The organism is Hymenobacter sp. BT559 (genome assembly GCF_017571525.1).
Lineage (GTDB): Bacteria > Bacteroidota > Bacteroidia > Cytophagales > Hymenobacteraceae > Hymenobacter > Hymenobacter ginsengisoli.
Map to the genome: position 1 here is coordinate 181960 of NZ_JAGETY010000001.1, position 12498 is coordinate 194457.

At 65.3% G+C, this 12498-nt stretch carries 9 protein-coding genes; 6 read left to right on the forward strand and 3 right to left on the reverse strand.

Annotation, left to right across the window (positions count from 1 at the left end):
* The first annotated feature begins 67 nt into the window (after positions 1-67).
* From J4D99_RS00715 to J4D99_RS00725, 3 genes are all read left to right on the forward strand, one after another.
* Positions 68-1402: a TolC family protein gene (locus tag J4D99_RS00715; RefSeq protein WP_208129774.1), complete on the forward strand. Its 1335-nt coding sequence runs from the start codon at positions 68-70 to the stop codon at positions 1400-1402.
* 165 nt (positions 1403-1567) lie between these two features.
* Entirely contained in the window at positions 1568-2500 is a 933-nt protein-coding gene (locus J4D99_RS00720; protein WP_208129775.1) for an efflux RND transporter periplasmic adaptor subunit, read from the forward strand.
* On the forward strand, positions 2497-5730 hold the full coding sequence (locus tag J4D99_RS00725; RefSeq protein WP_208129776.1) for an efflux RND transporter permease subunit: 3234 nt from the start codon (positions 2497-2499) through the stop codon (positions 5728-5730). The genes J4D99_RS00720 and J4D99_RS00725 overlap by 4 nt, the downstream gene beginning before the upstream one ends.
* Positions 5731-5917: 187 nt before the next feature.
* Here the strand turns inward: J4D99_RS00725 and J4D99_RS00730 are convergent, their stop codons facing one another.
* From J4D99_RS00730 to J4D99_RS00740, 3 genes are read right to left on the reverse strand one after another with little or no spacing between them, the layout of a single operon-like run.
* Complete coding sequence (locus tag J4D99_RS00730) at positions 5918-6661, reverse strand: phosphatase PAP2 family protein (RefSeq protein ID WP_208129777.1); 744 nt, start codon at positions 6659-6661, stop codon at positions 5918-5920.
* Between the two features lie 36 nt (positions 6662-6697).
* Positions 6698-7966, reverse strand: coding sequence for a sensor histidine kinase (locus tag J4D99_RS00735; RefSeq protein WP_208129778.1), 1269 nt, complete (start codon positions 7964-7966; stop codon positions 6698-6700).
* A 6-nt stretch (positions 7967-7972) separates the two neighbouring features.
* Positions 7973-8650, reverse strand: a complete 678-nt coding sequence (locus J4D99_RS00740; protein ID WP_208129779.1) for a response regulator transcription factor — start codon at positions 8648-8650, stop codon at positions 7973-7975.
* 231 nt (positions 8651-8881) lie between these two features.
* Between J4D99_RS00740 and J4D99_RS00745 the strand changes: the two genes are divergently transcribed.
* From J4D99_RS00745 to J4D99_RS00755, 3 genes are all read left to right on the forward strand, one after another.
* Complete coding sequence (locus J4D99_RS00745) at positions 8882-9556, forward strand: response regulator transcription factor (RefSeq protein ID WP_208129780.1); 675 nt, start codon at positions 8882-8884, stop codon at positions 9554-9556.
* A gap of 12 nt (positions 9557-9568) precedes the next feature.
* A complete protein-coding gene (locus tag J4D99_RS00750) occupies positions 9569-10951 on the forward strand; it encodes a sensor histidine kinase (protein WP_208129781.1) in 1383 nt (460 codons plus the stop codon).
* A 65-nt stretch (positions 10952-11016) separates the two neighbouring features.
* Entirely contained in the window at positions 11017-12447 is a 1431-nt protein-coding gene (locus tag J4D99_RS00755; protein WP_208129782.1) for a TolC family protein, read from the forward strand.
* The last annotated feature ends 51 nt before the right edge of the window (positions 12448-12498 follow it).

Consider the following 12498-nt stretch of genomic DNA (forward strand, 5'->3'; position numbering starts at 1 on the left):
CCGGTGCGGCACCACGCGTAATAGGGTTTGCTAGCGCCGGGCAGGCTGCACAAGCAAGGAAAAGCTTATGATAAAGAATATGTTATCGGCCAGGGCATGGCTACTGGTGAGCTGGGTAGGGCTAGGGCTATCGGCGCGGGCGCAGGCGCAGGCGGCCCCAGCCGCCCCCCGCGACCTGTCGTTTTACCTGACCCAGGCCCGGCAAAACAGCCCGCTGAGCGCCGACGTGCGCAACCAGGGCCGCGCCGTGCAGCTCGAAACCGAGCGCCTGCGCGCCTTCTACACCAAGGCCAACGGCACGCTGGTGGGCAACTACACCGCCGTGCCCGTGCTGACCCGCGACAACGGCCGCACCCGCCTCAGCTACGCGGCCGACGCCACTACCAATAGCTACGTGGGCTACGACGTGGCCCTGAGCAACGGCGCGCTTTACCAGGGCTACGCCCAACTCACGCAGCCACTCTTCAACCAAAAGCGCTTCGAGGCCTACGCCCAGCAGGCGCAGGGGCTGGCCCTGAGCCAGCAAAATCTGTCGCAGCTGTCGCTGCACGATTTGGAGAAGTTGGTGGGCGACCAGTACATTTTGTGCCGCCAGGATTTGGACCAGCTCAGCTACGTGCGCGAGCTGCTTGGCATCTTGGACAAGCAGCGGCTGCTGGTGCGCAAATTGGTGGAGGCTAGCCTGTTGAAGCAGTCAGACTACGCACTGCTCAGCATTGAGGTCGAAACCCAGCAGCTGTTTCTCAACACCTACCGCACGGCCTACCACCGCGATTTGCTAGATTTGAACGTGCTGTGCGGGCTGGGCGACACCACGGAGGTGCAGCTAGCCCCGCCCGATTTGCCGCTGCGCCGCACCGGCCCCACGCCGGGTTTGTCGGGCTTCACCACCCGCTACCGTCTCGACAGCCTGACGCTGGCCGCCAACCAGCGCGTGTTTGAGCTGCGCTACAAGCCGGTAGTCAACGCCTTTGCTAACGGCGGGCTGGAGGCCGTGACCCTGGCCGACATCCCGCAACGCTTCGGGGTGAGCGCCGGGCTGAGTTTCAGCCTGTATCTATTTGATGGGCACCAGCGCCAAACCAGCCGCGACCGCACCCAGGTGCTACTCGAAACTACCCGCGCCTACCAGCGCAACTTCGCCACTATCAACCCCGTGCGCCAGCAGCGACTACTCTATGAATTGCGCCAGCTCGACGAGCGCCAGCGCCTGGCCCGCGAGCAGATTGCCAGCTACCGCCAGGTGCTCGACTCGTACAAGCGCGAGGTGATTGCCGGGCAGCTCTCGGTAGTGAACTACGTGCAGGTGCTCAAGAACTACGCCCTGGCCGCCCGCGACTTGGTGCTGCTGGAGAATAACCGGCTGCTGCTGATTAACGCTTACAATTACTGGACGTGGTAGCCACACTATTCCTCCCAAATCGCTAAAAAGAACGTCCTGCTGAGCTTGTCGAAGCATCTCTACTGCGCCGCTAGGGTCACTAACCTACTGAAAGCGGTAGAGATGCTTCGACAAGCTCAGCAGGACAAACGGATTTTAAGGCCTCGTGCCGGTTTGCCCTTGCTTATGCGCGCTCGACTTTCAGTTTATCTACTCTGCTGCTTACCAGCCATTATCCTCGCCGCCTGCCACTCCGGCGCCCCGGCCGAGGAAGACGCCGCTGGCCCGCCGCCCCGCGCTCAGGTGCAGGCCGTCACGGTTTCAACCCAGAGCCTGACGCAGTACCGCACCTTTCCGGCCACCTCGACCTACCCGCGCAAAAGCACCGTGACGGCGCCAGTGGCGGCTTACGTCACGGCCGTGCGCGTGAAGCTCGGCGACCAGGTACGCGCCGGGCAGGTGCTGTTTTCGCTCGAAACCAAGGAGCGCCGCGCCCTCGGCAACGACGCCCAGCGCATCGACCCCAGCCTGAAAGGCTTCGGCCTGGTGCAGGTGACGGCGCCGGCCAGCGGCATTGTGAGCGTGCTCAACATTCAGCAATCGGGTGATTACCTGCTCGAAGGCTCGCCGCTGTGCACGGTGGCCGAGAGCAGCCAGCTCGTGTTTCAGCTGAATTTGCCCTACGAATACCACAACCTGGCGCAGGGCAACCCCACGTGCACCATTGTGCTGCCCGACAGCACCCGCCTCACGGGCACGGTGCAGGCGCCCCTAGCCAGCGTAAGCCCAGGCCAGTCGGAAGTGTACCTGGTGCGGCCTAACAACCCGCCGCGCGTGATTCCGGAAAACTTGATTGTGCAGGTGCGCCTCACCCAAACCAAGCAGCCCAATGCCCAGACACTGCCCGCCGGTTGCGTGCTGTCGGATGAAACGCTGCACCACTTTTGGGTGATGAAGCTGGTGAACGACTCGACGGCCATCAAGGTGCCAGTGACGCTGGGAGTGCAAAACCCGCAGGAAATCGAAATCAAAAGCCCGACGTTCGGCCCCGGCGACCGCATCCTGAGCACCGGTAACTACGGCCTGGCCGACACCGCCAAAGTGAAGCTGGTACGATGAGCGCGCCCCCGACCATCGAGCGGCCGGGCACGCCCGCGCCCCCTAGCCCGCCCCAGCCCGCTAGCCCCCCGGCCCCGGCCGAGCCGGCCGAAAGCTCCTACTTCCACACGCTGCGCAAGCCTATTGTGCTCATCGGCTTGCTGCTGCTGGCGGCTGGGCTGTTTGCGTATTCGCGGATGCAAACAGCTTTGTTTCCGGAAGTTACGTTCCCCAAAATCACGCTCATCGCCGACGCCGGGCAGCAGCCCATCGACCGGATGATGATAACCGTGACCAAGCCCCTGGAAGCCGCCGTGAAGCGGGTGAAGGGCGTCACCATCGTGAAGAGCAGCACCAGCCGCGGCTCGTGCGTGATTCAGGTATTCCTGACCTGGAACGTGGACGTGTACAGCACCAAGGCCCAGCTCGAAAGCCGCGTCAACGAGATAAAAGGGCTGCTGCCGGCCGGCACCACCATCGCCACCGAGGCCATGAACCAGTCGCTTTTCCCGGTGCTGGGCTACTCGCTCGAAAGCAATTCGCGCTCGCCCATCGCCCTGCGCGATGCGGCCAATTTGCTGGCCAGGCCCCTGTTTTCGCAGGTATCGGGCGCCTCCAACGTGGTAGTGCGCGGGGGCAAGTCGAAGGAGTTTGTGGTGATACCCGACCCAGCCAAGCTGGCGGGGCAGCGCCTCACCACGGCGCAACTGCAGGCGGCCTTTGCGAATACCAATTTCGTGCAGTCGGCCGGCAACCTGGCCAGCTTCCGGCGCCTCTACCTCACCCTCACCGACACCCGGCTAGGCACCCTCAACGACCTCAAGCAGGTGGTGGTGCGCGCCGATTCGGGCCGCGTGGTGCGGGTGCAGGACGTGGCCACCGTGGACATTCAGGAGCAGCAGGAATTCGTGCTCATCAATGCCAACGGCCACGACGCCGTGCTCATCGACCTGGTGAAGCAGCAGGGCGTGGACCTGGCCACCTTCTCGCGCGATGCCCACGCCAAGGCTGCCGAGCTGCGCCGCCTCCTGCCGCCCGGCATGACCCTGAAGCCCTACTACGACCAGTCGGTTTTCGTGACGGATAGTATTGACAGTGTGCTGCATAGCATCGTGGAGGGGCTGGCGCTGGCCATCCTGGTGATGATAGTGTTTCTGCGCTCGTGGCGGGCCAGCCTGGCGGTGCTGCTCACGATTCCGGTCACGGTCTGCTTCACGCTGCTGGTGCTGTACTTGTTTGGTATTACGCTGGATATCATGTCGCTAGGGGCCATCGCGGCCTCGGTGGGCCTGATAATCGACGACGCCATTGTCATTATCGAGCAGATTTACCGCACCCACGAAGAGCACCCCGACCGCAGCAATGTGCAGGTGGTGCGGGCGGCTATCGCGGGGCTGTTTCCGGCGATGGTGGCGTCGTCGCTGAGCACCATCGTTATCCACTTCCCCTTCCGGCTGATGAGTGGGCTAGCGGGTAGCTTCTTCAAGGAATTGTCTGATACGATGCAGATTACGATGGTCTGCTCGTTTCTGGTGACGTGGCTGCTGCTGCCGGTGCTGCACCTGTTTATCGGCTACCGGGCGGGCAAAAACGCGCACGCTCACAACGCCGCCCAGGAGCAGGCCGACAAGCTGGGCTGGCTCACGAATTTGTTTGCCAGGCCGCTGCTGGCCCTGGTGCTGGTGCTGGGGCTAGGGGTCGGCGCCTGGCTGGCCGCCGGCCGGCTCGAAACCGGCTTCTTGCCCGACCTCGATGAGGGCACCATCGTGCTCGATTACCACGCGCCGCCCGGCACCGCCCAGGCCGAAGTAGACCGGATGCTGCGCCAGATTGAGCGCGACATCATCACCAAAAACCCCGAGGTGCAGAGCTACTCGCGGCGCACCGGCATCGGCCTGGCCTTCGACACACGCCCGCCCGAGTACGGCGACTACCTCATCCAACTCAAGCGCGACCACAAGCTGAGTACGCCCGAGGTTATCAATCAGCTACGCCAGCGCATCGAGGCCACCCAGCCGGCGCTCACCGTGGACTTCGGCCAGCGCATTGCCGACCTGCTGGGCGACCTCATGAGCAGCGCCAAGCCCATCGAAATCAAGATTTTCGGCGACGACCAGGCTACCCTCGAAAAGCTCTCGGAGCAGACCGGCAAGGTGCTGGAGAAGGTGCCCGGCGTGGCCGACATCAACGACGGCCTGGTGCCCTCGGGCCCGAGCATCGTGTTTCGGCCCGACGTGGCCAAGCTGGCCCGCTACGGCCTCACGCCGCTCGATTTTCAGGCCCAGCTCAGCAACCTGGTGGGCGGCCAAATTCTGGGCAACGGCACGGCACAGGCCAGCATCTCGCCGGCGCAGGCGGGCTCGCTAGGGGGCATCCAGGTGGGGCAGGTGCAGGATGGCGAGCAGCTGCGCCAGGTGCTGCTGCGCAACGTGGACTTCAGCCGCAACTCGCTGGCGCAGTTGCAGAAGCAGGTTATTTCTCTGCCCAACGGCAGCCCTAGGCCTCTCACCTTCTTCGCCACCATCAGCGTGGAGCCCGGTAATGTGGAACTGCGCCGCGAGGACCTGAAATCGGTGGCCGTGCTCACGGCCCGCCTCGACGGGCGCGACCTGGGCTCGGCGGTGCAGGCCATTCGCCAGCAGGTGGGCCGGCAGGTGACGCTGCCGCCCGGCTACACCATCGTGTACGGCGGCGCCTACGCCGAGCAGCAGGCCTCGTTCCGCGAGCTGGAGCTGATATTGCTCACGGCCAGCCTCTTGGTATTCACAGTATTGCTGTTTCTGTTCCGTGAGTGGCTGATTTCGCTATTGGTGCTCTTCATTTCCGTGATGGGCATCACGGGCTGCCTGCTCGGGTTGTTTTTAGCCGGTATTCCGCTGAATGTGAGCTCCTACACGGGTATCATCATGATAGTGGGCATCATTGCGGAGAACGCCATTTTCACGGTGCACCAGTTTTATGAGTCGCTGCGCGAGACGGGCGACGTGGACACGGCCATTCGCTACGCCATAGCCCTGCGCATCCGGCCCAAGCTGATGACGGCCATCGGGGCCATCCTGGCACTTTCGCCGCTGGCCCTCGGCATTGGCCTGGGCGCCCAGATGCAGCAGCCGCTGGCCGTGGCCGTGATTGGCGGCTTCGTGGTGGCGCTGCCCATGCTGCTCTTCGTGTTGCCCACCGGTATGCGCCTGATTTACCACCACATCCGCCCGCCCGAGGCCGTGACGGAGCGCGAGCCAGCGGCGGCGTAGGGGGGGCTCTTTGGGGCTAGCCTCCGAAGAACGTGTGAGACCCACTATCCAAAAAACGTCTGTCATGCTGAGCTTGCGAAGCCTCTCTATCGAACAACACCCGAACAGCGCGATAGAGATGCTTCGACAAGCTCAGCATGACGTGCTGGTTGGGTTTTCATAATTCAGGAACAAGGCTGGGGACAGCTTATATGGCCTCTTCTACCTCCTCGCGCACCGTGTGCCCTAGCTGGCGCAGCTCGCCGAAGTAGCGCAACTGTACCAGATACAGCGTCCAAACCCAGGCAATGGTAGCCAGCCAGCCGGCCAGCACATCGGACGGGTAATGCGCCGCCAGGTAGAGGCGCGACCACGCCACGCCTAGTGCTAGCCCCAGCCCCAGCCCCCACACCAGCCAGCGCCAGCGCGTGGGCCAGCACAAGATGCCCAGCGCACACGCCATTGCCAGCGAGGCCATGGTGTGGCCGCTAGGGAAGCTAGGGTCGGTGAGCTGCGTGGGGGTTTCAAAGCATACCTGGTTATAAAAAGCGGGCCGCAGGCGCTCGAAGTGGTACTTGGCCAGCAGGTTGATGGCCATGGTGCCGCCCACGGCGCCCACCGCAAAAATGAGGGCCCGATAGCGCCGCCGGTAGGCCAGCCACCCTAGCACGAGGGCCACGAGTCCGTAGCCCGTCAGCCACACTGGGCCGCTTAGCGCGCTCAAGGTATTGGCTAGGGCACAGCGCCCGTGGCCCTCGTGGGCGTGTAAGTAGTTGAGGATGGGCCGGTCGAAAGGAAAACCCTGGTCGGGTTGCAGCCGGTCTTCGTGCAGCTCGTGCGCCACAAGGCCAAAAAGGCTCCACGCTCCCACAATTACGGCTAGCAGTAGGGCTAGCAGGCGGTGGCGGTGCACTTGCCGCAGGGCCTCGGCAGCTTGGGTAGCAATACGCATCAGAAAAAGACTTCAGTAGACAATGGGTGCGGCAATTCACGCAAACTCGACCCGCAGCGTGTGGCGCGCCGCAGCGGCCCCGTATAAGTACCGCACCCGAAAGCCGTAGTACGCGCAAATGTGCTGCACGATGCTCAGGCCCAGCCCCGGCGAGTCGGAGGCGGCGCTGTGCTTACGAAAACGCTCAAAAAACCGGCTAGGGTCGCCCTCAATGGCCGGGCCGGGATTACTGATTTCAAGGGCTGTGGGCGTGAGCGATACCACAATTTCACCACCCGGCTGATTGTGTTTGATGGCATTTTGCAGCAGGTTTTGCAGCAGCGAGTCGGCTAGGCCCAGGTGCAGGTGGCGGGGCGGCAGGCCAGGGGCCACGTGCAGGGTCAGGCGCAGGTCGCGGGCGTCGAGCAGCGGCTCCAGCATGGCCAGGCGGTCGTGTAGCACCTGGTCGAGGTGCACCAGAACGGCCTGGGTGGGCGCAAACTGCTGGTTTTCGAGCTTGCTGAGCAGCGTGAGGGCCTGGTGCAGGCGCGAGAGCCGCTGGGCCGCCCGGCGGGCATCGCTCAGCAGCCGCAGCGTGGCCTCATCTTCGAGCAGGGCCGGGGCTTGCAGGGCCTGCTCCAGCTTGGCCTGCATGATGGCCAGGGGAGTCTGGGTTTCGTGGGCGGCGTTTTCGGTGAACTGGCGCAGGCTTTCGTAGTCGGCCACCAGGCGCTCGCTCAGCTGGTTGAGGGCCTGATTGAGTTCGGCAAACTCGCTGATGGCGGGCGCGGGCAGCCCTAGCGGCTGGTGGCGGTGCAGGTCGTAGGCCCGCAGCCGGCGCAGCGTGTGCTGAAACGGCGCCCACAGCCGCCGGGCCAGCCAGCGGTTCAGGCCCACCACGCCCAATAGCAGCAGCGCCAGCGCACCCAGCATCACGCTCAGCACCACCCGTAATAAATCCTGGCTTTCTACCAATGACTTGCGCACCGTTATCCACTCGGCGCCCTGCCCGCTAGCCGGCACCCGAAACGTGAGCTGCCGAAACGGCACCAGCTCGCGCTCTACCGGGTCGAGCAGCAGCGTATCGCCGAAGCCCGTGGGCCGGGGCCGCGCGCTACGGTCGAGCTGGTAGACGAAGAGCCGCGCCGGCAGCGGCTGGCCCTGCGCCACCAGCTGCTGCACGTAGGTTTGCTCGCCGCGCAGCTGCTCCTCGGCCTCGTGGCGCAGCGCCCATTCCAGGCCCACGTACAGCAGGCCGCTGGCCAGGGCAAAGAGCCCGGCCGCGAGCAGCAGGTAGTAGCGGGTGGTGGCGGTGAGGAGCTTCATGGGCCGCTACTCCAGATTAAGCTTGTAGCCCACGCCGTAGAGCGTGCGGATGTAGTTGTCCACGCCGCGCTCCTGCAGCTTCTTGCGCAGGTTTTTGAGGTAGGTATAGATGAAGTCGAGTGAGTCGGCGGCATCCACCTGGTCGCCGCAGAGGTGCTCGGCAATGGCTTCCTTGGTGAGCACCCGGCCGGGGTTGGCCAGCAGGTAGAGCAGCAGGTCGTATTCTTTGCGGGTGAGAACGAGCGGCTCGCCGCGCACCAGCACCTCGTTGTGCTCCGGCCGCACCACGATGTCGCGAAACGTGATGGACGTGTGCCCCTGAAACTGCCGCCGGCGGATAATGGCCAGCACCCGCGCGTTCAGCTCGGAGAGGTGAAAGGGCTTTACCAAGTAGTCGTCGGCGCCGAGGTTAAGACCCTTCACGCGGTCCTCCACACCGTCGCGGGCCGTGAGGATGAGCACGCCGGCCGAGGAGTTTTCGGCCTTTAGCAGACGTATCAGATTCAGCCCATCGCCGTCGGGCAGGGTCAAGTCTACCAGCACGCAGTCGTAGCTGTAGAGGGTCAGCTTCTCGTGCGCCTGGGCAAAAGTGGCGGCCGTTTCGACCACGTAGCCGTGCTGGCGCAGGGTTTCCAGCACCGTTTGGCGCAGCTCGGCTTCGTCTTCCACTAAGAGCAGCTTCATACCTAGAAAAGTGGGTGCAGGCCCAAAGTAAGGCTGGAATCCTAGCAGAATTCTGGCAATGGCTCCCTGGCCCGGGATGTGCGCCAGCACTCAAGGACTATCACCCGGTGCCCATCAGCTTGGCAGCTGCCGTATCTGCTAGCCCCTCTGCCGGCCCCGCTTGTGATAAGCAAGGCTAAAGCGCAAAAATCACTTCATCGAGGCTTTGGCAAATTCGCCGACCTTCGCGCCATGAAACTGCTGCTGGTAGAAGACGAAGTGGTGGTTACGCACTTCATTCAAAAAGGCATTGAGGCCGAGGGCTACGACCTGCACGTGGCCTACGACGGGCGCATGGGCCAGGCGCTGTTCGACCAGCAGCCCTTCGACGTGGTGATTCTGGACGTGAACCTGCCTGGCCTCAACGGCTTTGAGCTGTGCCGCTACATCAAGCAGCACTCGCCGCGCCAGCCGGTGCTGCTGCTCACGGCCCTCGATGGCTTGCAGGATAAGGAAAATGGCTTCGGCGCCGGGGCCGACGACTACCTGGTGAAACCTTTCGCGTTTCGGGAGCTGCTGCTGCGCGTGCGGGCCCTGGCGCGCCGCGGCGAGGCCTACGCGGGCCTGCGCCACGTGCTGCGCGTGGCCGACCTGGAGCTGGACGTGAACGCCCGCACCGTGCGCCGCGCCGGCCAGCCCATCGAGCTCACCACGCGCGAGTACTCGCTGCTCGAATACCTGATGACCAACCAGAACCGCACCGTGAGCCGGGTCGATATTGCCGAGAAGGTCTGGAACCTGAACTTCGACACCAACACCAACATCATCGACGTGTACGTCAATTACCTGCGCAATAAGATTGACAAGCCCTTCGGCCAGAAGCTGCTGCACACTATCGTGGGCACCGGCTACATGATGCGCGGCTAGCCCGGTTCGGCCATGCAGATTAAACACAAGCTCCTGCTCTGGTTTGCGGCCCTGGTGATGGGGCTGCTGCTAGCCCTGGCCGGCTACGTGTACGTGAGCACAGCGCGCTTTCGGGCCCAGACATTTGCCGAGCGGCTGGCCCGCAAGGCGGCCCTCACGCAGCAGGTGCTGGCGCTGGGCGACTCGGCCGCCGGGGCCATGCTCGTTTCATTGCCCGAGCAGACGCAGTACGTGTATGACCCCGCCGGCCAGCCCGTGTACACGGCGGGCTTAACCCCTGACTTTCAGCCGTCGGCCGCGTGGCTGGGGCGGGCCCGGACCCAGGATTCGCTGGCGTTTACCTACCCTAGCCCCGGCCACGCCGAGCGCAAGGAGGGCATGGCCCTGAGCTACCGCCGGCCGGGCGCGCCCGGCCGCTACGTGACGGTGGTGACGGCCTACGACCAGGAAGGCCACGCCGAGCTGCACCGGCTGCGGCAGGTGCTGGGGCTGGGTATGCTGGGGGCGGTGGCCGTGGTGGGCGCGCTAGGGTGGCTGTTTGCGGTGCGGGCGCTGGCCCCGCTCACGCTGGTTATCGGGCAGCTGCGCACGCCGCGGGCGGGCACGGCGGGCTTTCGGCTGCGCCCGGCCAATGTGCGCGATGAAGTGGGGCAGCTAGCACTGGCTTTCAATGACTTGTTGGCCCGGCAAGAAACCCTGGCCGAGAGCCAGCGGGCCTTTATCTCGCACGCCTCGCACGAGCTGCGCACGCCTCTTACCACGCTCAAGGGCTGGCTCGAAACCTCGCTGGCCTACGACCAGGACGCCGCCAGCCTGCGCGTGGGCCTGGGCCGAGCCGTGCAGGAGCTCGACCGCCTCACGGCCCTCACCAACGGCCTGCTGTACCTGGCCTGGCTCGATGGCCCCGACCCGTCGCTGCCCACTAGCCCCCTCGACCTGGTCGATACGCTGCTGGAGGTGGTGAGCACGGCCCAGCGCCAGTATGCCGGCCAGCCCTTCAACCTCGACCTGAGCGAGGGCGTGCAGCAGCAAACCCAGGCCCCTACCCTGCTCGGCCACGCCTCGCTGCTGCGCACGGCCCTGGGCAACCTCGTCGACAACGCCGCCAAGTACTCGGCCGGCCAGCCCGTGGAGGTGTGCCTCGAAATGGATACCGAAGCCGCCGTGCGCGTGCGCATCGAAGACCGGGGCCCCGGCATTCGGCCCGACGAAGCCGAGCGCTTATTTGAGCCTCTGACGCGGGGCCGCGACGTGCCGGCCGACGTGCCCGGCTTTGGCATCGGCCTCACCCTGGCGCGCCGCATCATCGAGCGGCACGGCGGTACACTGCACCTGCGGCCCCGGCCGGGCGGCGGCACGGTGGCCGAGGTGCGGCTGCCGCTGGCCAGGGGGTAGCTCCCTCTAATAACTTCTAATTTGGTCTTAATACCAGTCTAATACCGCGCCCGGAGGTTTGCGGCATGACGCTGAGAATTCTCTTTTTCCTGGGCTGGCTAGGCCTGCTGCTGGGCCCCGGCGGCCGGCTGGCCCAGGCGCAGCAGCCCCGCGAGCTGGCCCAGCTGCCGCGGCCCCTCACGCTGCCCCAGGCTCTGCAAGTGGCCCAGGCCAACTACCCCGCCCTGCGCGCCCGGCAGCTGGCCGTGCGGGCCGCCGAGGCCGATGTGCGCACCAACCGCGCCACGTTTCTGCCCCAGCTTACGGCGCAGGCCCAGGCCCTCAATGCCACCGCCAACCAGGTGCGCGGGGCTTACCTGCCGGGCGTCGCCTTTTCCGAATCGGGGGCGGTGAAGGCGACGGGGCCCGACGGGCGCACGAACTTCTCCAGCCTCGGGGTGCTGGCTATTGAGTGGCCAGCCGTGACGTTTGGGCGCTACCGGGCCAGCGAAACCCGCTCGCAGGCGGCCGTGTCGGCCGCCCAGGCCGACTACGAGCAGGCCATTTTTGAGTACCAGGCGCAGGTGGCCGATGCCTACCTGCTGGCGCTAGGGTCCGAAAAAGCCGTGGCCTTGCAGCGAGCCAACCTGGCCCGGGCGCAACAGCTGGCGCTCGTTATCCGGGCGGGCACGCGCTCGGGCATCCGGGCGGGCATCGACTCTTCGACGGCCAATGCCGAGCTGGCCCGCGCCCGGCTGCAAGTGCTTGCCGCCGAGCAGCAGGCCCGCACGCAGCGCACCCGCCTGGCCGGCCTGCTGGGCCAGCCCACCCAGGCGGTGCAGCTCGATTCGATGCAGTTCTACTCGCGCCTGCCCCTAGCGGGCGGTCCCGCCGACACGGCCCGCGCCACCAACCCGCTGCTGCGCGCCTACCGCCAGCGCATCGTGGCCAGCCAGGCGCAGGCGTCGCTGCTCAGTACCAACAAGCGCCCCAGCCTCAACCTGCTCGCCTCGACCTGGGGCCGGGGCTCGGGCGTGCGCGATGCGGTGGATGATAAAGGGAATTTTGTGATTGACTCGTCGCCGGGCGCGGGGCTGCCCTTCAAGGCCTACAACTACATGCTGGGCGCCACGCTCACCTGGCGGGCCACCGAGCTTATTCACAGTGGCCGGGCCGTGCAGGCCCAGCGCCTGCGCACCGAGCAGGCCCGCGCCGACTACGACCAGCAAGCCCTCCAGCTCGACACCCAGCTCCAAAACGCCCGCCTGCAAGTAGAGCTGGCTCAGCAAACGGCCCTGGCGGCCCCGACCCAGCTGGCAGCCGCCCGCCAGGCCTACACCGCCGCCCGCGCCCGCTACGACGCCGGCCTCGACAACCTGCTCGTGCTCACCCAGGCCACCGAGGTGCTCAACCGCGCCGAAGCCGACCAGGCCCTGGCCACCAACAACCTCTGGCGCGCCGTGCTGCTGCAAGGCGCCGCCAGCGGCAACCTCGGCGGCCTGCTAGGGCAGCTGTAGAGAATCAACCTAAGAACGTCATGCTGACGGACGACTTTTAAAGAAGCTAAC